Annotated in this window: 25 protein-coding genes and 1 tRNA gene; 11 read left to right on the top strand and 15 right to left on the bottom strand. The window is 45.9% G+C overall.

Translation table 11 applies throughout. The features are described 5' to 3' along the window. Positions 1–166: 166 nt before the first annotated feature. Positions 167–239 (bottom strand) — tRNA-His (locus QUA97_RS23415). An 809-nt stretch (positions 240–1048) separates the two neighbouring features. On the opposite strand from QUA97_RS23415, the gene QUA97_RS23410 reads away from it, so the two are divergent. From QUA97_RS23410 to QUA97_RS23395, 4 genes are all read left to right on the top strand, one after another. Further along, entirely contained in the window at positions 1049–1732 is a 684-nt protein-coding gene (locus QUA97_RS23410) for a manganese catalase family protein (protein WP_194011436.1), read from the top strand. 199 nt (positions 1733–1931) lie between these two features. Then, complete coding sequence (locus QUA97_RS23405; protein ID WP_442922577.1) at positions 1932–2672, top strand: sirohydrochlorin chelatase; 741 nt, start codon at positions 1932–1934, stop codon at positions 2670–2672. Continuing rightward, positions 2669–3493: a uroporphyrinogen-III C-methyltransferase gene (gene cobA, locus QUA97_RS23400; RefSeq protein ID WP_333196416.1), complete on the top strand. Its 825-nt coding sequence runs from the start codon at positions 2669–2671 to the stop codon at positions 3491–3493. The genes QUA97_RS23405 and cobA overlap by 4 nt, the downstream gene beginning before the upstream one ends. A gap of 95 nt (positions 3494–3588) precedes the next feature. After that, positions 3589–4176, top strand: a complete 588-nt coding sequence (locus QUA97_RS23395; protein WP_333196414.1) for a cytochrome b — start codon at positions 3589–3591, stop codon at positions 4174–4176. Positions 4177–4551: 375 nt separating this feature from the next. Here QUA97_RS23395 and QUA97_RS23390 read toward each other — a convergent pair whose 3' ends face one another. Then, complete coding sequence (locus QUA97_RS23390; protein WP_194067015.1) at positions 4552–6804, bottom strand: transglycosylase domain-containing protein; 2253 nt, start codon at positions 6802–6804, stop codon at positions 4552–4554. A 57-nt stretch (positions 6805–6861) separates the two neighbouring features. On the opposite strand from QUA97_RS23390, the gene QUA97_RS23385 reads away from it, so the two are divergent. After that, entirely contained in the window at positions 6862–7068 is a 207-nt protein-coding gene (locus QUA97_RS23385) for a hypothetical protein (protein WP_194067014.1), read from the top strand. Between the two features lie 179 nt (positions 7069–7247). On the opposite strand, the gene QUA97_RS23380 is transcribed toward QUA97_RS23385, so the two are convergent. From QUA97_RS23380 to QUA97_RS23355, 6 genes are all read right to left on the bottom strand, one after another. Beyond that, on the bottom strand, positions 7248–7370 hold the full coding sequence (locus tag QUA97_RS23380; protein ID WP_006635506.1) for a photosystem II reaction center protein J: 123 nt from the start codon (positions 7368–7370) through the stop codon (positions 7248–7250). A 69-nt stretch (positions 7371–7439) separates the two neighbouring features. Beyond that, positions 7440–7562 (bottom strand): photosystem II reaction center protein L, encoded by a 123-nt coding sequence (locus QUA97_RS23375; protein ID WP_194009017.1) that lies wholly within the window; start codon positions 7560–7562, stop codon positions 7440–7442. Positions 7563–7571: 9 nt separating this feature from the next. Further along, the gene (psbF, locus tag QUA97_RS23370; RefSeq protein ID WP_194009016.1) at positions 7572–7709 is read right to left on the bottom strand and encodes a cytochrome b559 subunit beta; all 138 of its coding nucleotides are present in this window, start codon (positions 7707–7709) and stop codon (positions 7572–7574) included. A 20-nt stretch (positions 7710–7729) separates the two neighbouring features. Next, positions 7730–7978 (bottom strand): cytochrome b559 subunit alpha, encoded by a 249-nt coding sequence (psbE, locus tag QUA97_RS23365; RefSeq protein ID WP_194009015.1) that lies wholly within the window; start codon positions 7976–7978, stop codon positions 7730–7732. 56 nt (positions 7979–8034) lie between these two features. Next, complete coding sequence (locus QUA97_RS23360) at positions 8035–9051, bottom strand: photosynthesis system II assembly factor Ycf48 (protein ID WP_333196410.1); 1017 nt, start codon at positions 9049–9051, stop codon at positions 8035–8037. Beyond that, entirely contained in the window at positions 9038–9373 is a 336-nt protein-coding gene (locus tag QUA97_RS23355; protein WP_194067012.1) for a rubredoxin, read from the bottom strand. The genes QUA97_RS23360 and QUA97_RS23355 overlap by 14 nt, the downstream gene beginning before the upstream one ends. Positions 9374–9772: 399 nt before the next feature. Between QUA97_RS23355 and ndhC the strand changes: the two genes are divergently transcribed. Genes ndhC through QUA97_RS23340 form a run of 3 tightly spaced genes read left to right on the top strand, consistent with a single transcriptional unit; the run spans position 9773 to position 11347 of the window. After that, positions 9773–10135, top strand: coding sequence for a photosynthetic/respiratory NAD(P)H-quinone oxidoreductase subunit C (gene ndhC, locus QUA97_RS23350; RefSeq protein ID WP_006635500.1), 363 nt, complete (start codon positions 9773–9775; stop codon positions 10133–10135). After that, entirely contained in the window at positions 10126–10851 is a 726-nt protein-coding gene (gene ndhK, locus QUA97_RS23345; protein ID WP_333196407.1) for a photosynthetic/respiratory NAD(P)H-quinone oxidoreductase subunit K, read from the top strand. Before ndhC ends, ndhK begins: the two co-directional genes overlap by 10 nt. Then, on the top strand, positions 10844–11347 hold the full coding sequence (locus tag QUA97_RS23340) for an NAD(P)H-quinone oxidoreductase subunit J (protein WP_194067010.1): 504 nt from the start codon (positions 10844–10846) through the stop codon (positions 11345–11347). The genes ndhK and QUA97_RS23340 overlap by 8 nt, the downstream gene beginning before the upstream one ends. Positions 11348–11589: 242 nt before the next feature. Here the strand turns inward: QUA97_RS23340 and QUA97_RS23335 are convergent, their stop codons facing one another. Next, positions 11590–12030: a GNAT family N-acetyltransferase gene (locus tag QUA97_RS23335; RefSeq protein WP_333196404.1), complete on the bottom strand. Its 441-nt coding sequence runs from the start codon at positions 12028–12030 to the stop codon at positions 11590–11592. 118 nt (positions 12031–12148) lie between these two features. On the opposite strand from QUA97_RS23335, the gene QUA97_RS23330 reads away from it, so the two are divergent. The 3 genes from QUA97_RS23330 (at position 12149) to QUA97_RS23320 (ending at position 14652) form a co-directional block, all read left to right on the top strand. Beyond that, positions 12149–12397: a DUF4926 domain-containing protein gene (locus QUA97_RS23330; RefSeq protein WP_194067008.1), complete on the top strand. Its 249-nt coding sequence runs from the start codon at positions 12149–12151 to the stop codon at positions 12395–12397. Between the two features lie 132 nt (positions 12398–12529). Further along, on the top strand, positions 12530–13192 hold the full coding sequence (locus tag QUA97_RS23325; RefSeq protein WP_194067046.1) for a restriction endonuclease: 663 nt from the start codon (positions 12530–12532) through the stop codon (positions 13190–13192). Positions 13193–13272: 80 nt separating this feature from the next. After that, positions 13273–14652, top strand: coding sequence for a class I SAM-dependent methyltransferase (locus QUA97_RS23320; RefSeq protein WP_333196401.1), 1380 nt, complete (start codon positions 13273–13275; stop codon positions 14650–14652). Between the two features lie 16 nt (positions 14653–14668). Here the strand turns inward: QUA97_RS23320 and QUA97_RS23315 are convergent, their stop codons facing one another. From QUA97_RS23315 to QUA97_RS23290, 6 genes are all read right to left on the bottom strand, one after another. Continuing rightward, complete coding sequence (locus QUA97_RS23315; protein ID WP_194067006.1) at positions 14669–15934, bottom strand: ABC transporter permease; 1266 nt, start codon at positions 15932–15934, stop codon at positions 14669–14671. A 421-nt stretch (positions 15935–16355) separates the two neighbouring features. Beyond that, a complete protein-coding gene (locus QUA97_RS23310; RefSeq protein WP_333196397.1) occupies positions 16356–18170 on the bottom strand; it encodes an efflux RND transporter periplasmic adaptor subunit in 1815 nt (604 codons plus the stop codon). 241 nt (positions 18171–18411) lie between these two features. Continuing rightward, positions 18412–19014, bottom strand: a complete 603-nt coding sequence (locus QUA97_RS23305) for a hypothetical protein (RefSeq protein WP_333196395.1) — start codon at positions 19012–19014, stop codon at positions 18412–18414. After that, positions 19011–19304 carry a hypothetical protein gene (locus tag QUA97_RS23300; RefSeq protein ID WP_194067003.1) on the bottom strand — a complete coding sequence of 98 codons (294 nt, stop codon included), beginning with the start codon at positions 19302–19304 and terminating at the stop codon, positions 19011–19013. Before QUA97_RS23300 ends, QUA97_RS23305 begins: the two co-directional genes overlap by 4 nt. A 469-nt stretch (positions 19305–19773) precedes the next feature. Further along, on the bottom strand, positions 19774–21042 hold the full coding sequence (locus QUA97_RS23295; protein WP_333196432.1) for a M16 family metallopeptidase: 1269 nt from the start codon (positions 21040–21042) through the stop codon (positions 19774–19776). 99 nt (positions 21043–21141) lie between these two features. Continuing rightward, on the bottom strand, positions 21142–21453 hold a 312-nt coding region (locus QUA97_RS23290), incomplete at its 5' end, for an RNA-guided endonuclease InsQ/TnpB family protein (RefSeq protein WP_333196392.1).

Genomic DNA, 21453 nt, shown 5'->3' with positions numbered 1-21453 from the left:
TCTATACAAACGAAACCCGCCTGTGCGGGTTGAAGACCGGGAAACGAAAATCACGTTATCTTCTTGAGTCCGCTTGGCACGGAAATCGTTTGTATAGATGGGGTTTCAACCGCCATCTGAGCTAAGCACCCAACGGGCGATCGCACCTGTACAATAGAATCAAAAGGGCGAATGATGGGAATTGAACCCACGAATGGTGGTACCACAAACCACTGCCTTAACCACTTGGCTACACTCGCCATAACTTTTCTAACTATAGCACTATCTTCCCGAAAAAGTCTAGAGGTCAAGCAAAAAAATTTTGATTTTTTTTTCAGCGTCCCCGAACCGATCGGATCAATTGTGCCTCAAATGCCTTGCACAGCAAGAGTTTAGCACAATTTCTCGTTTGGGCGATCGGCAAATATCCCGCTTCCTTAGCGCATTAAAATAGACACACATCCCGAACTGCATCAGTTGTCAACCCTCCCTCTTCCCTCTTCCCTCTTCCCTCTTCCCTCTTCCTTTGCGCCCTTTGCGTCTTCGCGGTTCGTTAAAAAAAGTCTTCTGTGCAACCTAAAATCTAAAATCTAAAATCAATATGACTTACTCTCTCAATCCAGAATATCAACAACCCGAAAACCCAACACCGCAAAACTTTGCTTAAACTGCGGCTCTAGCCTGTTGCTGAGACAGCGATATCGCCCGATTCAAATTTGAGGGAAAGGTGGATTTGGCAAAACTTTAGTCAACAGTCAACAGTCAACAGTCAACAGTCAACAGTCAACAGTGAATTTACAATTCCGATGAAGAGAGGATTTGAGATCGGCCCAAAATCAACCGAGTGCGACAATAATCATGCTGCTAAATAGTAATTTTCATGGCTGCTAAGTAATGAAATTTTTTAATTTAAACTCTACCTGAAAGTAGAGAAATTTGTTCCGCTATATGTATCCAGCGACCGAGGTTGGGGGCGATCGCTTATCGCACAATGGATTCTGAGGATGAACACACCCAAAGTCGGCAATTTGACGACTTTAACAACAGAAACAAACCGAGGTACCGATCCATGTTTTTTCACAAAAAACAACTAATGTCTGCCGTAAAAGTAGACGAAGCAAACCCCCGCTTTGCTCAATTGCTCCTAGAACAGTTTGGCGGAGCCACCGGAGAATTGACAGCAGCTTTGCAATACTGGGTGCAGTCTTTTCACTGTGAAGATGCAGGGATTAAGGATATGCTTCAAGATATTGCAATCGAAGAATTTAGCCACTTAGAAATGGTTGGCAAAATGATAGAAATGCACACTAAAAATGTTGACCAAACAGAAGCTTACAAAAGCACTTTGTTTGCCGTGCGCGGTGTAGGCCCGCACTTGTTGGACAGCCAAGGTCAAGCTTGGAGTGGTGCTTATGTCAACGAAGGTGGCGATGTCGTGCGCGACTTGCGCGCTAATATCGGTGCGGAAGCCGGAGCGCGTCAAACCTACGAAGCATTGATTAAACTCGCGCCGGATGCGGGATCGAAACAAACGCTGCAGTTTCTGCTGACTCGCGAAATTTCTCACACTCAAATGTTCATGAAAGCTCTCGAATCGTTGGGCAAACTCACCGATCCGTTTTTCGGTAATATTGAGCCAGATTCCACTGTGGATCTATACTTTAATTTGTCTACAAATGGCAAGGACGAACGCGGTAATTGGAACTCTGAACCTACTTTTAAGTACATCGCAGATCCAGCTCCCAAAGGTTAATTTGAGAGTTGTGTAGGGTGCGCGCCGCGCACCTAGAGCGCTAAAAAGTGCGCGTCAAAGCATTGTTTTACCTTATTGGTGTATGTAGGGTGCGCGATTTGAGAGATGCCGACGAAATGTCGAGCAATTTTGAAGTCGCGCACCCTACGGTGTTATAATTATTATAAATTTTCTGTCGAACATTCACATCAAATCCCTATTGAAATTGCGATCGACCTATTTATTAGTTTCTCACGGCAGCCGTGACCCCAGACCCCAACGGGCTTTGGAAAACCTCGGTCAACTGCTTTCTCAAAAATTAGCCAACTCGTTCCCCGCAGTAGCAACCGCCACCTTAGAATTCGGGCCCGCACCGCTGCACGAACAAATTTGCAGTTTTGGCGAACGTACCCTGTCGCTGGGGCTGACACAATTGCAAATCCTGCCCGCATTTTTATTACCGGGAGTTCACGTCGCCGAAGACATACCCGCAGAGGTAGAAACTGCCCAAAAAACTTTGGGTTCCCAACTAAAAATTGCATTGCGCCCGCATTTAGGTTCCCAGGAAGCTGGCTTAACACGCTTGCTAAAAAATCAGATGCAAGATGTGGCTTTTCTCCCCAATTTGCTATTGCCAAAATGGATTTTACTATCTCACGGCAGCCGCCGCCCCGGAGGTAACTCGACGGTGGAGAAAATTGCCAGGGAACTCGGTGCCGAGACAGCTTATTGGTCGGTACAGCCGAGTTTGGAAGCACAAATTGATAATTTGGTTCGTGGTGGACAGCAGCAAATAGGAATTGTGCCATACTTCTTATTTAATGGAGGAATTACAGATGCGATCGCCAAAAATGTCGCACAGCTAAAGCAGCAATTTCCGGCGGCGGAACTTCATCTGGCAAACCCTCTAGGCGCAAGTGCAGAATTAGCAGATTTAATTGGGAATTTAATTCAAAAATGAACGGCAGAGGCACGGAAGAGGTAAAGGAAGACAGAAAAATGTCTTTAGGTAAAGTGTATTTAGTAGGTGCCGGGCCAGGAGATCCGGGTTTGATGACCTTGAAGGGAAAGGCTTTGTTAGAGTGTGCGGATGTGGTGATTTACGACGCTTTAGTCAGCCCTCAAATTTTGGCAGCCATCAATCCCGAAGCAGTACGAATTGATGCTGGAAAACGCAAAGGCCGCCACTCGTTAATGCAGGACGAAACAACTGATCTATTGATAGAAAAAGCTCAAAATAATGCGATCGTAGTTCGTCTTAAAGGTGGCGATCCTTTTATTTTCGGGCGCGGCGGCGAAGAAATGGAAGATTTGGTAAAAGCTGGAGTTGCGGTTGAAGTTGTACCAGGTGTAACTTCCGGGATTGCGGCTGCGGCTTATGCGGGAATTCCTCTGACACACCGATCGTACAGTTCGTCAGTCACCTTTGTCACCGGCCACGAATCAGCGGGAAAATATCGGCCGGAGGTAAATTGGCAGGCGATCGCCCGCGGCTCCGAAACCATTGTAGTATACATGGGAATCCACAATTTGCCTTACATTATCGACCAGTTAACAGCAGCCGAATTGAGCGCAGAAACGCCCGTAGCATTAGTGCGCTGGGGAACGCGGCCGGAACAAGAAGAATTGATCGGAACTTTGGGTACAATTGTAGAGCAAGTTGAGGCGACTGGATTTTCAGCACCTGCGATCGCGGTAATTGGAAATGTAGTTAATTTGCACTCTATTTTGTCTGGATGTCGCCCTGTTTCTCGGACTCAGGACTCGATCATCGCGGGCTAGAAACCCGGTTTCTAGGAAATATTTGCTGTCCCCTCACGAGAAATCTAGGAATCAACCCAGTTTCTGAGATTGCAAGTGCGTCTAGGAGATATTTGATGAGTTCAAAATTAGTTCCGCAAACAAAGCCCCAACCTCGATCGAATTCAGCCTTCAAGCAATTGTGGTCAATGCACGCGGTGATGGCAACCTGTTATCTGCTGCTGCTGGCTGGGGGACTTTTGATGGTAAAAATGCCAGACAATACACCATTGCAAGGCAACGCTTACAGCTTGCACAAATCGATTGGGGCGCTGACAATGGCATTGCTAACTTGGCGTATTTTCATTTTGCAGCGGGTTTGGTGGCGCAAGTATACGCGCCGCCTTCCCAAGTTTACAGGTGAGTGGATTCGCACGTTTCTACTGCACGCAGCAATTTATTTGTTTATGGTAGCGGTTCCTCTGAGCGGATTTTTCCTCTCTAATTCTTACAAAAGCGGGAATGTGCCTTTTTTCTGGGTTGCAACGTTGCCCGATATTTTTCCTCAAAATGCAGCGGTTGTAGATTTGGCAAGAAATATTCATTTCTGGATGGTTTATACTTTCCTGGCCTTTATTGTACTGCACGCGATCGACCAACGAAAATATGTGCGATCGATCTGGAGGCGAACCACCCAAGCCCTAAAAAAAGCATCCCTGAGTTAATACAATGTTCAAAACTTTTGCAACAATTGGTTCGTAGTACGGACTTTAGTCCGCTTAGGAGCGAAAACTTAATAAGTTAAACACCTCCTACAGTCCTCTCTCCTGTAAGTTGCCAGATAAAAGGAGGCTCTTCCTCGCCTATCTGCATTACCAGGCAGAGCGAAAGTAACGAGCAATCGCTTAAGTCGAGCAATCGCTTAAGTTATTAAATTTTCATTCCTTAGATTCTCCAACTCCAAGCGTATGCAAGTCCGCACTACGAACCGTTTTTGTTATGGTAATCCACCCGATTTGGTATCAGGTGCGCCACCGAAATGACCAATGACTACTAACTAATGACTAATGACTAATGACTAATGACCAATGACTAATGACTTAACGCGCCACTTGCCGCATATATTCCCCCCACAACTGAGCAGCATTTGCACTACCTCCGGCAGTCGGAGAATTATCATCATTCCCCAACCAAACTCCCGTTACCATTTGCTGGCTTGGAATATAACCGACAAACCACAAATCTTTATTATCATTAGTCGTGCCTGTTTTTCCAGCTTCTCCCAACCCCAAAGCAGCACTGCTCCCCGTACCTCCCCGCACCACACCTTGCAGCATATCAGTCATGGTATCCGCTACAGCTTCAGAAACTAACTGCCGGTTGGCAACGCTATCTTTTTGATAGTCATAAATCACCCGACAACTGTTAAAATCATTTCGATCTTTGCAATCGCTGCTGTCAATAATTCGCTTAATTACGTGGGGGCGGTTTCCCAAACCACGGTTCGCCAAAACCCCGAATGCACCGGTTAATTGCAATACGTTAACTTCACTTTCACCTAATACCAAACCGGGGGAAGAACGCAGTGGAGATGTAATGCCCAAACGTCTGGCCATTCCCACTACATTGTCTAAACCGACATCTTGTGCTACTCTCAAAGCAATCACATTTTCCGACTGTGCTATGCCCCGATACATATCAGCACTGCCGCTGGTTCTTTCGCAGCCGCTGTAAGTTTGTCCGCCCCAGGAAAGCGGCTCGCAAGAATAGGTTTTGGTGGGGGGAATTCCGCGTTCTAGGGCTGCTGTATAGGCAAAAATCTTAAATGTAGAACCGGGCTGTCTCAATGCTTGGGTAGCTCGATTAAACTGACTTTGCAAGTAACTTACGCCCCCAACTAATGCTAAGACTTCTCCGGTGGCAGTATTGAGAGTTACTACGGCTCCTTGAGAAAAACCTGCACTGGCTCCGGCATTTTCTACGGCATTCTTGAGGGAAGATTCGGCTACTTTTTGCAGGCCGGGATTCAAGCCTGTTTCTACTATAAAATTACCTTCTCTGGCTAACTGCTCCCCCAGCAAAAACTCCAATTCGTCAAATACATAACTGTAGAAATAAGGAGCGATCGTACTTTGCAGATATTGGCGGGCTTTGGGATTGATGTCGATTCGCGATCGCCTCGCGCGATCGGCTTCTTCCTGAGAAATTGTCCCCAGTGCCCGCATCCGTTCGATCACCCGATCGCGATACTGCACAGCCAACTGATAATTTTGAATCGGATTGAAACTATTTGGTGCGGGCAAAATACCCGCCAAAGTCGCCGCCTCCGACAAACTTAAATCCTTCGCCGACTTGCCAAAATAAAACCGAGACGCATCCTCAAAACCGTACAGGTCAATTCCCAAAAACACGCGATTCAAATAAGTCAGCAACAATTCGTCTTTGCTGTAATAATTCTCCAGTTTCAACGCAACTACGGCTTCCCGCAATTTGCGTCCGGCAGAATCTTGAGTTCCCACATAATCTCGAAACAAACTCCTCGCTAACTGCTGCGTCACTGTGCTGCCGCCTTCGCGAATTCCTCCGCCGCGCACGTTGGTCAACAGTGCGCGCAAAACCCCGATCGGATCTACGCCCAAATGCCAATAGTAGCGGCTGTCTTCGGAAGCAAGTACCGCCTTGGACAAATAAGGCGAAAAATCCTGCAATTCCTTTAATTCTACGTGAGCGTTATTCTGAGGAGGGCGCAGGGGAGTTTGTCCGTCGCGGGCGTAAACAATCACGGGGCCGTTGATGCTTCTCGGCAGAGGCCGCACTTGAAACTTGGTCGATTCAACACCTACCAACACCGCAATCAAAGCGGTGATGCCGCTGACTCCGTAAAAGCTGTAGCGCACAAGTTCCAAATACCAAGGCGGGGGATCTACGTACTGAACTCTGACGGCGGCGGCGAGTTCCGGCGGGCCCAAGGTGAACACGTCTCCGTGACGCAGGGACATACTTTTAACTCGCCTTTTGCCGGAGTAAATGCCGTTGGTTGAGTCTTCGTCTTTGATGACAAAAGGAGTCCGCCGCCGAGTATCCCGCGACAGGGATAGGTGGACGTGACTGACAACGGGATTGCGAACTACAATATCTGATGATTTGGACGATCGACCTAACAAATATCGATCGCCCAATAGCGGATAAACCTCAGCTTTAGCTGCACCCGCATCTTGTACCCACAGTTCGGGTACTTTGGCATTCGGTTTCAGGGCTAGCTGGTTAAAATTAACCTTGGCAATAGTCTGGACTGCTTGGGTGATCGCACCCAAGACGGTTTGAGGTTTGCGGGGCGGCTGCGGTGGGGTCATATTTCGCTATGGACTACGATCGAGCGATCGGCTCTTGCACTATTCTACTCGCAACTTTTGGCTAATTCCCAAAGCAAGCCCGATGAGATAAAAATCCAGTTTTTATGGATCTATCTCGAAATCAACCGGATTTCGGGCGAGATTGCCCCAGGAGTTCAGAAACCTGGTTTCTGCGAAAATCTCGGTTTGCTGGCGAAATCTCTCGAAGGAAACCCGGTTTCGGGCGAGATTTTCTCGTGGGTTCGTAGTGTGGATCTGATATGAGAGCGTGATTGGTTAACCCGTCCCTACAGGTTTATTGACCAAAAGCAGTTGAAGATCATAAACTTGCCAAATAATCAACAGTTTTTCTAATATTTATCCCGGATTGACCAACCAAATTCGCATAATTAAACCCCCCTTTTTTTAGGGGGGTTTGAGGCGTAAAATACGCGAGATTCTCCTTACATCGAAGAACCCAAACCGGCATAAGCGCCGTAGAAGAAAAGGCTCACAATGCTCAGAACACCTAGGCCTGCGACAGTAGCTACCAGCCACAAAGGAATTCTGCCACTTTCACTAAACATAGCCATCACCTCATTAATTCACAGCAAAACAAATTCATCGAACTGCAGACATCAAACTAGCGTCACCAGTTAGTTAAAGAAATAACTGGAGAACAAAATACCCAGACAAAAAATCATCAACAGACCCAAATAAAGGGAAGTCCGATTTAACTCGACGGGTTGTTCGTTGGGATTAGGAATGCGTTCAGGCATCGTAAACTCCTATGGTTGAATAAATTGCATTGCTGCGATCGCGCCCAAAAAGAAAATTGTTGGGACACCTAAAGTATGAACTGCCAACCAGCGTACCGTAAAAATCGGATACGAAATCGGCTCATTGTTTGGCGTTCTGCTAGTCATTTTTCCAACTCCTTGTTAAATTACTTGGCAATGAACTGATCTACTTGTTGTTTAGCTTCAAAGCGATCCGAGACAATCGGGATTTCTTGGCGCTGCTCTGTGAAATACTGGTTGGGGCGAGGAGTCCCAAAAGCATCGTAAGCCAAACCGGTTTGCACAAACAACCATCCAGCAATAAACAAAGCCGGAATGGTGATGCTGTGAATTACCCAATAACGGATACTTGTAATAATGTCCCCAAACGGACGCTCTCCAGTTGTACCTGACATTTAGAATCCTCCTTTCAACAACAAATCGACAGACAATCTCTATTACTATTCTACTATCAAGCAGCTTGTGCTGAACCTTGATATTTCAGTAGAGTGCCCTTAGCGCCGAGCACAAATCCGCGATCGGGCCCCATGAAGACAATTTTGTAAAAATTAGCGGGAACATCCTCAACTTCGCGGTCTTTTTGCCAAGTTTTCCCGCCATCTAAGCTGCACAGCAAATTGCCGCCGCCGCCGGCTACCCAAACTTCATTATCAGTCCGGTAAGCCAGGTCTAGCAAACCCCAACTTGCCTTGCGATCGGGAAAAAACGGTTTTGCCCAACCTTCGGCACTTTCTGGATCGCTAAATTGAATTTGACCGCCGCGGGCGAGCATCCACAAGCGCCCATCCTTGGTAAAGCCCATATTTTGCAGGCGGCGAGAACTATTGCGGTTGTGAGGTTCCCAAGCTTCTTGTCCGGGTTTCCACACGGAATAGAAATTGCCCTTGGAGGAAACTGCCACATATTGCCCGTCTTCAAAACGGTTGATGTTGCGAACTACCCCAAAGGAATCCTGAACGACAGCTTTCCAATTTTTGCCACCGTCAGAAGTCCGGTAAATTGCCCCCACATCCGTCGTCATCTCGGCGGCCTTCGGGCCCAAGGCGGCGATCGTACTTGGAGAACCCGGTAACTGAGCACTCAAAGCAATCCGCGTCCAAGAGTTGCCTTCATCGGTAGTGTGGAGCAAAACCGAAGGCTGGCCGACTATCCAGCCTTCGGAACCGGAAAAGCTCACCGACGAAAAACGCGACCTCGGCTCATCAATATCCAGAACTATCTGCTTCCAGTTCGTGCCGCCATCGGTCGTTTCAAACAGAGTTGCCTCCGAACCGACAACCCAGCCGCGATCGGGATTGCTGCCGGTAAAGGCAACATCCTGCAAATTAGCTTCCGTCGGCAAGGATATCACCTGCCAGGGGTTGTAACTCACAGAACCGATCGTGCTGCAACTCGTACAAATGAGCGCAGCCGCCAATAACATTACAATTCGTTGCCAAAATCTCACAATCGTCCTACTGCAAACCATACATACTAAGTAAAAACAAGAAACCAACGACCAAGCCGCCAAAAATCAGCAAACTTTTCTGACCTTCGGTCATACCGTTGACACCGACACCGTAGCGCTGATTTGCCTTAAATCCCGATACCCCTTCCTGCTGACCGAGGTTTTGAAACATCGGTTTGCGCGCCGCACAGACAGGACACACCCAAGTCATAGGCAAATCTTCAAAAGCCGTGCCAGGGGCAATATCAATTTTAGGATCGCCCTTTTTCGGGTTGTAGACGTAGCCGCAGGCGCGGCACTCGTGCCGATCGAGGGTTTTAGTCTCAGTGGCTGGATCGCTCATAGCTCCAAAAAAAGGGTACGTAAGCTAATCGTGAAGTACCTCAGCCAAACTTCGCGATAGTTGGGGCTTCCAACTAAAACTCAGATTAGGACGGTCTTATTCGTCTTCGAGATTTCCCGTTTCAACCGCCGATGCCACGTTGCGACACCACAAGGATGTTCGACATTTAAGTCGATCGTGGTCTTACTTAGCGTCCACAGGCAGCCGCCCGTCTTCCACAGGCAGTTAAAAAATTGTTGGCTTAGCCTGGATATTCCGGTTTTATTAAAAATATACATTAATAATTATTGCAGAAGATGGACGATTAATCTCAACTAATTCGTAATTCTAGCTACGCAGAATCCATATAATGTAAAGATAGAGTTACAAACCCTTTCACAGAGGCAGTAATTATTCACCGTGTTTGCACTCAGCGGCTACGAGTATTTTTTAGGCTTCCTGCTAATTTCGAGCCTAGTGCCTATCCTCGCCCTCACGGCGTCTAAGGTACTACGCCCCAAAAGTCGTCCCTACGACCGACGCACTACCTACGAATCTGGCGTCGAGCCCATCGGCGGAGCCTGGATTCAGTTCAACATCCGATATTATATGTTCGCCCTGGTCTTCGTCATCTTCGACGTAGAAACTGTCTTCCTATATCCTTGGGCGGTAGCTTTCAACCAGCTAGGACTCTTGGCTTTCATCGAAGCCTTGTTTTTTATCACGATCCTCGTTATTGCTCTTGTATATGCATGGCGCAAAGGAGCCTTAGAATGGTCTTAAGTTCAGACACATCACAAAAATCGCTAATTGTCAATCCGGCAGAGCGCCCGCAAGTCACATCCGAATTATCAGAGAACGTCATCCTAACCACGGTTGACGACCTCTACAACTGGGCGAGACTTTCTAGCCTCTGGCCGCTGCTTTACGGTACGGCTTGCTGCTTCATCGAGTTTGCAGCTTTGATCGGTTCGCGCTTCGACTTCGACAGATTCGGCTTAGTACCGCGATCGAGCCCGCGGCAAGCCGACTTGTTAATCACCGCCGGTACAATTACCATGAAGTACGCCCCCATTTTGGTGCGGCTGTACGAACAAATGCCCGAACCCAAATATGTCATCGCGATGGGCGCTTGCACCATCACGGGCGGAATGTTCAGCGTAGACTCCCCCACAGCAGTCAGAGGCGTTGACAAACTGATTCCCGTAGATGTGTACATACCCGGCTGTCCTCCCCGTCCAGAAGCGATTATTGACGCAATTATCAAACTGCGGAAAAAAATCGCCAACGATTCGATGCAGGAACGCGGCAACTTGCTGCCCACCCACCGCTACTACACCAGACCCCACAAAATGAAAGTAGTAGATGACATCTTGGATGGCAAATATTTGTCAGTTCCCGGCCGGATGGCCCCACCGAAGGAATTGACGGAAGCAATGGGAATGCCAGTACCGCCCGCCCTGCTTGCAGGACAAAAACAGGAGGTACAACGTGGCTGAGACAGAAACCTCGATTGTTGAAGCTGGGAAGGTTTCTCAGTGGCTGACTCAAAATGGCTTTGAACACGAAGCTTTAGCGGCCGATAATTTGGGCGTGGAGATATTAAAGGTCGATCGCGAATTCCTAATTCCGATGTCAACAGCACTGTATGCCTACGGCTTCAATTATATGCAGTGCCAGTGCGCCTACGACCAAGGGCCTGGAGAAGATTTAGTCAGCGTCTATCACTTAGCCAAGCTGACAGATAATGCTTCCCATCCCGAAGAAGTCCGCGTCAAAGTATTTATCCCCCGCGAAGATCCGAGAGTACCATCAGTGTACTGGATTTGGAAAGCGGCAGATTTCCAAGAGCGGGAATCCTACGATATGTACGGCATTGTCTACGAAGGACATCCGAATCTGAAACGGATTTTGATGAACGAAGATTGGGTAGGCTGGCCGCTGCGGAAAGATTACATTTCCCCTGATTTCTACGAATTGCAAGACGCTTATTAAGTGAGTTGTGCGAGGGCGGGTTTGAGCATAAAATTGGACTTTTGGGGTTAATTTTTATGTGATACTCGCCCTCTATTTTTTAATTAACTGGTTCCCCGGATCGGTCTGGGAACCGATGTCTAGAGGCTCTGCCTCGTTGGGAAAAATTGGAAGAGCACGACGGATTTTGACACCGATACACGGATGGGTTGAGCGATCGCGCTGATGATAGTCGATCGCACAGATTTAGCAATATACATGAATTACAACGGGAGTGAGTAATTATAGAACACCTCATCTTTGACATACCCACGAGATTCGTAAAGTGATTGTGCACTTTGATTGGTTATCTGCGTAGATAATGCAATTTCCACGGCACCCGTTTGACGTGCAAAGCTTTCCGCCGCTTGCATTAATTGTGCTCCAACACCTTGCCGGCGAGCCGTTTCTTCAACAAACAAATCATTCAAAATCCAAAGTCGTTTCATTAAAGCTGACGAAAAACTCGGATAAAGCTGAGTAAAACCCACACCCCGAAGTTCATCCAACGCAATGAATATTGTTGAGTCACCCTGTTGGAAACGCATTTGGATAAACTGACGGGCTGCATCAATATCCGAAACCTGAGCGTAAAACATTCGATAGCGATCGAACAACCGCGTCACCTCATCCAAATCCTCCATGTGCGCCAACCGAACTTCCATCCCAAACCTCGCTCGCAATTAACCCGATTATATCGGAGTGGCTGGATTATTGAGCATGATTCGGAGATTCCGAGATTAACAACCTGCTATCCTCGCTTCGTGCGTGGAGGTAATAAGAGTGGCAAAGAATACAATTAAATTACTAGATGTCGTTGCATTGACAGTTGACCTTCCTGAATACAACCTGTGGCGCGGACAAGTAGGGACTGTGGTTGAACTGTTGGCTGATGGTGCAGCGTTTGAGGTTGAATTTAGCGATCGCAACGGACGCACTTATGAATCTGTCGGGCTGCATCCAGAGCAAATCATGGTGTTGTACTTTGAGCCAGCATCACCTGATATCAAACCTGAAATGGTTACAGCATAAGTGGGAGAATAACTTGCGGGCTTGATAAAAAATCAGAGTTCAGGTTGATAAGTGAAATAGCTAATAAACCTGCGATCTTTAATGATACCGTTTAATGGGTCAGTAAATTAAATAATCTGGTGGTTCATCAAAATGACGATTCTGACCGTAGAAATTCTTTGTTCTGAGGCAGCAATATTTTCAGCCGCCGAGTCTCAACATCCAGAACCTCTGCTTTACGGAGTCACAGACGGAAAGGCTATTGGGACATATTTAGAACAAAAGTTCAAACTGTATCTCAAGCTGCGATATGAATTTTTAGAAGGAAATTCAGCAAGCGGCATCGATTTTCCCGGGCTACTTGTGGATGTCAAGGTAACAAGCGTTAGACAACCACAATCCTCATGCCCTTTTAAATCTGCAAGACAAAAGATTTTTGGGCTGGGATATTCACTGATTATCTTTGTTTACGAAAAGACAGACAACAGTACAAATCGAACTGCAACGCTGAATATTTTGCATACAATTTACGTAAGTGCCGAAAGAACAGCAGATTTTCAAATGACCCGTGGAATTCGCAATATTTTAGACAACGAAGGCAACAAAGATGATTTGCTGGCTTTTCTGCTTGACAAAAATCTACCAGTTGACGAAATAGAGGCAGATAAAATTGTAGGCGAAATCATGATAAATCCGCCACTACAGGGTTTTTTAACCATTTCTAATGCGTTACAATGGCGACTTCAGTATGGCAGAGTAATTGAGCGTGCCGGACAACAAGACGGCGTTATCGCAGTTTATAGATTTAACTCATGATTTCCACAGTTCGCAAAACAAAACTAGAATACGGGGATTTTCAGACACCGCTGGAATTAGCCAAGATGGTGTGTCGGAAATTGATAGAACTTGATATTAACCCCAAAATCATCATTGAGCCAACTTGCGGCATAGGTAATTTCATTCAAGCTGCTGCAAATTCCTTTCCATCCGCCAGCAAGATTATCGGCGTTGAAATAAATCAAATTTACTTAACAGAATTACGAGCCAAACATCAATTGTTACAGGATGAAAGATGTGAGGTTAAGCAGGGAGATTTTTTTGAGTTTGACTGGACATCATTAATTAAGCAATTTAATCATCAGGTGTTGGTAATTGGTAACTTTCCTTGGGTGACAAACTCACACCAAGGAACTATTGGTAGTGAAAATTTGCCTAAAAAAAGTAATTTTCAAAAGCACGCTGGCTTAGATGCACTCACAGGTAAAAGTAATTTTGATATCTCAGAATGGATGCTAATTAAAGCAATTCATTGGTTGCAAAATCGTGACGCAACTCTGGCAATGCTTTGCAAGACTTCCGTTGCCAGAAAGTTATTGAACTACATTCATTCAAAAAAACTTAATCTCGCTAGCTGTGCAACTTACAAAATAGATGCTAAAAAGTATTTTAATGCAAATGTTGATGCTTGTCTGTTATTATGCAAGTTTGACTCAAGCTCGCAGAACTACTTCTGCGATGTATTTAGCAGTTTAGAAAGTTCAGACTCCCACCGCATAGGCTATCAAAATAATCTTCTAATTAAAGATATAGATTCTTTCAATAAGTTGAGTAATTTATATGCTGTCAAGTCAGGCACGAAATGGCGATCGGGGGTAAAGCATGACTGCTCGAATGTAATGGAGTTTCGGAAAATTGATAATCTTTTTGTCAATGGCTTTGGGGAAGCTGTCGAACTTGAGGAAACTTATCTATTTCCGCTACTTAAAGGCTCGGATGTTGCTCAAAATCGAATTAATGCCACAAATCGCTATATTTTAGTAACTCAAAAATTCATTGGCGAGTCAACCGAATCTATCAGACAAATAGCTCCTAAAACCTGGCGTTATCTCGAAGATAACGCACCATATCTAGACAATCGCAAAAGCAAGATTTATCAACAGAATCCTCGCTTTTCTGTTTTTGGAGTTGGCGATTATAGTTTTAAATTGTGGAAGATTGCAATTTGCGGACTTTATAAAAAATTGAATTTCAGATTAATTGGTGCAATTGCTAATAAACCTGTAATATTTGATGATACTGTTTATTTTGTCAGCTTTGAAGACGAGGGAATCGCACGTAAAACTTTTGAGCTTTTGAATTCACCTGCTGCAATTAGCTTTTATTCATCGATGGTATTTTGGGATGAAAAGCGCCCGATTAAATCTAGCATCTTAAATTGTCTCAATCTAACATTGCTGGCAGATTTGGAATCTTTAACCGCAGATGCACGCAGATAAACGCGGATGAGTCAGTTCAATCATTGCGTAAAGCTGCGATCGGATCTAAGCGAGCGGCATTCCTGGCCGGCAATACTCCTGCTAGTAGCCCGACGGTAAAAGATAGCCCAAAACCTGCTGATATCGACCATACAGACACTACAAACGGAAATTTGAACGCTGTCGCGGCCCCAAAGGCGATCGCAATTCCCAACCCAATACCCGCCGTTCCCCCCACGGTGGACACTAAAATAGATTCCGCCATAAATTGAATCAGAATTGCTGCATTAGTAGCGCCAACCGCTTTGCGAATCCCGATTTCCTTAGTCCGCTCCACAACAGACACCAACATAATATTAGCAATACCGATGCCGCCAACAACCAAAGAAATTCCGGCGATCGATCCCACCATAACTGTAAATAAACCTATCACATTGCTGAAAGTATTAACAATCTCAGTTTGATTGACAACTCGAAAATCATCCGCTTGCGGCGGGTAAATATTGTGGCGCAAACGCAGGATATTTTCAACTTGGAATTGAGCATCCGCTAAATCCGCTTCGCCGGCAGTTTCCAACCAAAAACCAGAGATGGCAATCCCGGCCAAAGAATTTCTCCCCACAATCCGCGAAGACATATTTTTGAGGGGAATATACACTCGATCGTCCTGATCGGTTCCCCCTACAGACCCCTTGGTTTCCATCACTCCAATCACCTTGTAGCGGTTTCCCTGAATACGAATATCGGATGATAACGCATTAACTCCGGCTCCAAAAAGTTCGTCCCGCACCTTAGAACCGAGGACGACTACTGGCTCAGCAGCATTCAATTCATCCTCAGTAAAAAACCGTCCTTGTTGGGGTTGAATGTTCTTCACATCTGGATAGTTTAAATCTGTTCCCAAGATAGCAGTAAATGAATTTTGTCCGCCGTAAACGATTTGCACTTGGCGCTGCAAATAAGCGGTAATTGCTTTGACTGCGGGAGCTTGTTTGCCGATCGCCTTTGCGTCATCCCAAGTCAGCGTAGTAGCAGAACCGCTTCCCTGACTGACACCGCCCGATCGCGAAGCACCGGATAACACCAACAACACATTTGTACCCAAAGATTTTAACTGTTCTTCTGTTGATTTTTGGACTCCTTGTCCTACCGAAGTAATGGCAATTACTGAAGATATCCCAATAATTACACCCAGCATGGTTAAACTGGTACGCAATTTGTTATTCCACAGCGCTTCTGTCGCCATGAAGGCGATTTGAACGTTGGATATTTTTTTGATAGGTGGGCGAGTTTTTAATTTCATTAGGTGGTTGGGAATTGGTAATTAGTTAGATTAATTCCGGTTGTACGTCAGGTGATTGTTAACTGTTAACTGTTGACTGTTGACTGTTGACTGTTGACTCGATTATATTATTCCGATGCAAGCGCAAACGATATTATTGAGAGATTGAAGGAAGAAGGAAGAAGCAGCGGGGAATAAAAAAGCAGGAAGAGGCGGGAAAAAACAGCTATTTCTATATCCGTGATTTTTTTGACGTGTTGGTGATCGGTAATTGGTAATTGGTAATTGGTAATCGGTAATTGGCAATCGATAATTGTTAACCACTAACCACTAACTAATGACTAATGACTAATGACTAATGACTAATGACTAATGACTAATGACTAATGACTAATGACTAATGACTAATGACTAATGACTACTGACTACTGACTACTGACTATTAACGCAATCGCGTTCTACCACCTGGTTGCAAACCCGGTATCCCGCCCGATGGATTTTGCGATTTCGGCCGCAATCCGGCGGGTACACTAATCAGCACTTTTTCATCTCCTTTCAAACCCGATCGCACTTCCGTCTTGTCATCCACCGTCATACCAGTTTTAATCGGCATAAAAGCAGGTTTGTCATCTTTTCCACCGGGAACAAACACCCCCGTTGCTCTTTGTTGGCGGACAATTGCCGCAGTGGGGACTACCAAAACATTTTTGAGCTCGCCTGCTTTAAACTCCACGTTTACATTCATTCCAGAACGCAGCATTTGTTTGTCATCAATAATGGTGGCTCTTACCTCAAAACTCGTCACATTTTGCTGGACGATCGACTGAGGCGAAATTTGAGTGATTTTACCGGCAAAAGTCTTTCCCGCAAAAGCATCAGCTTGAATAGACGCTGCTTGGCCGATCTGAATCTGAGCAATATTAGTTTCTGCTACGTTTGCGATTAATTGATTTTTTGAAGCTAAGGACAAAATCGAAGAAGAAGTTGCCGAAGAAACCGCACTTCCCGCCGTTGTGGGAGTCACGAAAGCGCCCGGATCTGCGTACTTGCGGGTGACAGTGCCGCTAAAAGGAGCCCGCAACACAGTGTCATCGATCAGGGCTTGAACGCTTTGCAGGCTGCCTCTAGCGGAGAGAACTTGGGCGCGGGCTTGGTCGATTTCTTCGGGGCGAGAACCGGCTTCTAGCAGCGCTAAAGCTTGCTGTTTTTGCTCGACGGCGGCGCGGGCTTGGGCGATTTCTTCGGGGCGCGCGCCCGATCGCACCAAGGCCAAAGCTTGCCGTTTTTGCTCCACAGCAGCCCGCCCTCCAGCGATATCTTCGGGGCGTGCTCCCGATCGCGCTAGGGCCAAAGCTTGCCGTTTCTGCTCCACTGCAGCCCTAGCTGCTGCGATTTCTTGGGGGCGAGCACCCGCTTTCAGCAAAGCTACAGCTTGTTCGGCTTGTCTGACTTGCGTGCCGGCTCGATCGCGCGCGGTGCGGGAATTGTTGACAACTTGCAAAGCAATCGCCCCAGCAGTATAAAGTTCTTGATTTCTCTGAAACTCTTCCTCTGCTTGATTTTTAGCGTATTCGGCATCTTTGAGTTTGGCACTTGCTTGGGCGATATCTTCAGGCCGATTTCCCTCAAGCAATTTTTGTAAATTTGCCTGTTGTTCAGCTAATTGTGCCTCGGCGACGACAATCTCCTGAGTTCGATTGCCATTGAGCAATTTTTGTAAATTTGCCTGTTGTTCAGCCAATTGCGCCTCAGCGACAGCAACATCTTGGCTGCGATTACCGTTGAGCAATTTTTCCAGACTTGCCTGTTGTTCTGATAAAACTGCCTTAGCCGCAGCAATATCTTGGCTTCGATTACCGTTGAGCAATTTTTGCAAGTTTGCTTCGGCGGCTGCGAGTTGTCCGCGAGTTTGGGTAAGTTGGCCTTGGAGGTTGGAGTCGTCCATGTAGGCGAGAATCTGCCCTTTTTCAACGCTATCTCCTTCGTTGACAAGCAAACTTTTGAGCATTCCTGAAGTTTTGGGGCTGACGTTGACGGAACGTTCCGGCACAATCGTGCCGTTTGCCGAAATTGTAATCGGCAGGTTGAGCCTTTCTACAGCAACGGTTTTTTCCTTGCGCCCGGTTTCGCTACGCTGTTGGACTGCGAATTGGCTGTAAGCTGTGTAGCCTGCTCCTGCCAGCAATCCGGTGGCGAGAAGCCCGCCCAGCCAGGGAGTCAGCTCTTTTTTAATGTGAAAGTTTTTTACAAGGTACATATTCTAAAAAAGTACATATAGATTAGACCTCATGGGCCTGTATGTGATTTAGACCGATCGCGCACACTAAAGGTTCAATGGCAGCGTGCTGATTTTTTTGTGGCTTTTAATGCTTGCGGGCGATCGTCCCAGAAATCAGTAGAGTTCATCAGTTGAAAATTTTGGGCGATCGGCAAATCACCCAATCTGACGCAGCCGAATCAACTTAAAAAGTTCACATACACAACTTGGGAGAATGTAACTACTCTAATCCAGATTGCTGCAACGCTTGTGCTAGCAAATCTGCAACCTTTAGACATTCCCCCCATTCGTTTAAATAATTAAAATTTAGCCGATCGCCCTGTACCTTCACAACACCCAATACATCTTTCCACTGCCTTTTAAAAACAGCCCCATTCTGTTTATAGAAACAGAGTTTTTGCAGAATGATATCTTCGGCTGAATAAATATAAATTCCTCGCTCCGATCCAGCACTCGTAACGTGCAAATGGCGGCGCTTCATCACAGAAACCGAAAAAGGATCGTCATTACTCATCACAAAAAATTGAGCCTTTTCAATAGCAGGCAAATAAATCACATTAAAAGACGATTTGCGAGGTAAACTTTTAGATCTAAAAATTGCTTCAAATACCGCCGATTCGCTAATATAAAACTCGTCGGACATGGCGCAGATTAGTTTTGGCGCTTGCTGTGGCAAAATATTAATTACCAAATCTAAATTTTTTGTAGCTCTGTTTTCTCCTAGCAAAGAACTTGCCACCGAGCCACCAACTAAATAGGAAATGCCTAACGGTTCCAGAATATTGGCTATTTTTTCCGCCAACCAAATTGGATTTTGAATCACGAAATCACCCAATTATAAGTATAAAATAAAGTCTTTATCCCATCATAACCCAAAGGCATTTTAATAAATTCCTGCCTTTTCAATACAGGAATTTCACCCTTGTACTGGCTTTCTATTCCCGATATTGCTAGCCTTCGCACGGCTCGATTAAAGTCGATGGCGGGAGTTACTTTTTCTTGGGGAGTCAGCCGCTGCAACCGTTGAAACATCAGCAATTCGGCTTCTATGCTGGTGTCAAATGATTGGGGCTTGCATCCAGATTTGACTTGAATTACTGGAATTAAAATCATTTTTTTTTGTGCAGTAAACTTAGATCGCGTGCGAGCGATTACCATAATAAAAACGGTTTGTAGGGCGGACTTTATTCCGCTTTCCAGCACAGAACAATATTCCGCACGCGGGATCATTTTGAATGCGGTTCATCCATATAATATGACATTATTACATGAATTATTGGATGGTATAAAAACGCAGATAAACGCAGATATTTTTGATATAAACTAATTCCCAGATTCTGGTTGAGAATTTATTTTATTTTTGAAAAGCTTTGCTGGTTGGGAAGTTGAATATTGGAATATTGGATCGAATATTCAATAGAACGATCGCCTCCGGATCTGCGTTACCAGGCTCTGCCTGGTAACGAGTAATACCATTTTTCTAAAGATGTGCTGATGAAGTCTTAGCCCCCCCGATGCTTTGGGGAGTTGGGGGGTAATATCTAGCGCTACTTTATGAAATTGGTATAAACTCACAAATTTTTCAACAAACAGCCATCACACCCAATTCCTGGATCGCCGCCTCCGGGCCAACCAGAGAAATATACGGTTCGATGAAGTATTTCTTAGCAGCTTCCTGAGCTTGGGCTGTCGTAACTGCCGCAATTTCTGCTTGAAATTGCTCGTCAAATTTAATTCCCAATCCCAAAATTTCGTACCAGCCTAAAACTTGGGCAATTTGCGAATTAGTTTGTTTTCCTAAAGCATATTGACCGAGCATTTTATTCTTGCAATCTTGCAATTCTTCTTCGCTTAGTTGGGTGTTGGCTAGCCGATCGACCTCAGTACGCAATCCTTCAAAAGCTGTCACCGTATTTTCCGGTGCTGTACCGATGTAGGCGACAAACTGAGCCGCGTCTAGGCGTGTCGCGTAGAGGGCGGAAACGTCGTAAGCTAAGCCCCGTTTTTCCCGCAATTCCACAAACAACCGGCTCGACAAACCGTTACCCAAATAGGTATTGAGCAACTTAATTGCTGCGTAGTCGGGATTTTTTACCGAGGGTGCAAGGTAGCCGAGCAAAATCACTGATTGCTGGGTATCTTGCGCTTTAGCTACGGTTTGAGGGGAGGGGGTGAGGGGGGAGAAGTTTAAGGTGGGTAGGGGTGTTAAAGGTGCTTTCCAGGAGCCAAAGGTGCGATCGATCAGGGCGATCGCATCTTCGGTCGATATTCTGCCGGCTACAGAAATAACTACATTGTCGGGACGAAAATAGGTTTTGTGGAACTGTTCGAGATCGTTGCGGGTAAGCTTTGACATCGTAGCTTCCGTGCCCAAGGTAGAGAAAGCGTAGGGATGTTCTTTGTACATCGCCTGTCGCAATTGCTCGAAGGCGATCGCAAATGGCTGTTCTTGCTGCGATCGAATTGCTGATATGGCGATGCGGCGTTCGAGTTCGACTTCAGCTTCCGGGAAAGTGGGCGATCGCATCAATTCCGCCGCCAATTCCAAAATGTCTTGAAAATCGGCAGCAACCGTCTTCACACTGACTAAAAAATAATCTGTAGTCGAGTCTGTACCCAATCTCGCTCCCACCGATTCTACACGTTCGGCTATTTCCAGCGAAGAATGGCGATCGGTTCCCTTAGTCATTACCGCCGACAGCAAATGACACAATCCTGCTTGTTCGGGCTGTACGCAGCGACTACCGGCCCGCAGGAATATCCTAGCTGAAATAATATCTGCGGCTGGATTTTCTGCTGCTAAGACAACGATACCGTTATCTAAAATAGTGCGCTGGATTTCATTTTTCATCATTAATTTAGTTGATAATTGGGAATTTGGAATGTTTGACACTCCCCGGCTATCAGGCGCGAGGATTCTTGGATCATCCAGTTGATTTGCTCGTTGATGTCACCACCAGCGAGTAGAGATCAGTTTCCCAGCGTGAATTCCGGTGTGCCCCACCGTATTTAAATCGATTCCTGTATGAGCTTTTAAGCCTTTAGCTAGAATGTTTAACGCGGCATTGTGATCGCGATCTAATATCGTTCCGCAACCGCAAATATGCGTTCGGGTTGATAAATTTTTCTTAACAATGTCGCCACAGTTTGAACATTCCTGAGATGTGTATTGTGGTGGAACAGCGATAACTGTTTTGCTGTACACCTTCCCAAAATACTCCAACCATTCAGCAAATTGTGACCACGCAGCATCACTAATTGA

It is taken from the genome of Microcoleus sp. CZ3-B2, assembly GCF_036705055.1.
GTDB lineage: Bacteria > Cyanobacteriota > Cyanobacteriia > Cyanobacteriales > Microcoleaceae > Microcoleus.
This window is presented reverse-complemented; position numbering and strand designations above follow the sequence as displayed.

What these genes read in the sequence shown, in the direction of transcription:
- QUA97_RS23410 (WP_194011436.1), top strand. Translation starts at nt 1,049, where the DNA reads ATGTTTTTTCACAAAAAACAACTAATGTCTGCCGTAAAAGTAGACGAA.
- cobA (WP_333196416.1), top strand. Translation starts at nt 2,669, where the DNA reads ATGAACGGCAGAGGCACGGAAGAGGTAAAGGAAGACAGAAAAATGTCT.
- QUA97_RS23395 (WP_333196414.1), top strand. Translation starts at nt 3,589, where the DNA reads ATGAGTTCAAAATTAGTTCCGCAAACAAAGCCCCAACCTCGATCGAAT.
- QUA97_RS23390 (WP_194067015.1), bottom strand. Translation starts at nt 6,804, where the DNA reads ATGACCCCACCGCAGCCGCCCCGCAAACCTCAAACCGTCTTGGGTGCG.
- QUA97_RS23380 (WP_006635506.1), bottom strand. Translation starts at nt 7,370, where the DNA reads ATGTTTAGTGAAAGTGGCAGAATTCCTTTGTGGCTGGTAGCTACTGTC.
- QUA97_RS23375 (WP_194009017.1), bottom strand. Translation starts at nt 7,562, where the DNA reads ATGCCTGAACGCATTCCTAATCCCAACGAACAACCCGTCGAGTTAAAT.
- psbF (WP_194009016.1), bottom strand. Translation starts at nt 7,709, where the DNA reads ATGACTAGCAGAACGCCAAACAATGAGCCGATTTCGTATCCGATTTTT.
- psbE (WP_194009015.1), bottom strand. Translation starts at nt 7,978, where the DNA reads ATGTCAGGTACAACTGGAGAGCGTCCGTTTGGGGACATTATTACAAGT.
- QUA97_RS23360 (WP_333196410.1), bottom strand. Translation starts at nt 9,051, where the DNA reads ATGGTTTGCAGTAGGACGATTGTGAGATTTTGGCAACGAATTGTAATG.
- QUA97_RS23355 (WP_194067012.1), bottom strand. Translation starts at nt 9,373, where the DNA reads ATGAGCGATCCAGCCACTGAGACTAAAACCCTCGATCGGCACGAGTGC.
- ndhK (WP_333196407.1), top strand. Translation starts at nt 10,126, where the DNA reads ATGGTCTTAAGTTCAGACACATCACAAAAATCGCTAATTGTCAATCCG.
- QUA97_RS23335 (WP_333196404.1), bottom strand. Translation starts at nt 12,030, where the DNA reads ATGGAAGTTCGGTTGGCGCACATGGAGGATTTGGATGAGGTGACGCGG.
- QUA97_RS23325 (WP_194067046.1), top strand. Translation starts at nt 12,530, where the DNA reads ATGACGATTCTGACCGTAGAAATTCTTTGTTCTGAGGCAGCAATATTT.
- QUA97_RS23315 (WP_194067006.1), bottom strand. Translation starts at nt 15,934, where the DNA reads ATGAAATTAAAAACTCGCCCACCTATCAAAAAAATATCCAACGTTCAA.
- QUA97_RS23310 (WP_333196397.1), bottom strand. Translation starts at nt 18,170, where the DNA reads ATGTACCTTGTAAAAAACTTTCACATTAAAAAAGAGCTGACTCCCTGG.
- QUA97_RS23300 (WP_194067003.1), bottom strand. Translation starts at nt 19,304, where the DNA reads ATGATTTTAATTCCAGTAATTCAAGTCAAATCTGGATGCAAGCCCCAA.
- QUA97_RS23295 (WP_333196432.1), bottom strand. Translation starts at nt 21,042, where the DNA reads ATGAAAAATGAAATCCAGCGCACTATTTTAGATAACGGTATCGTTGTC.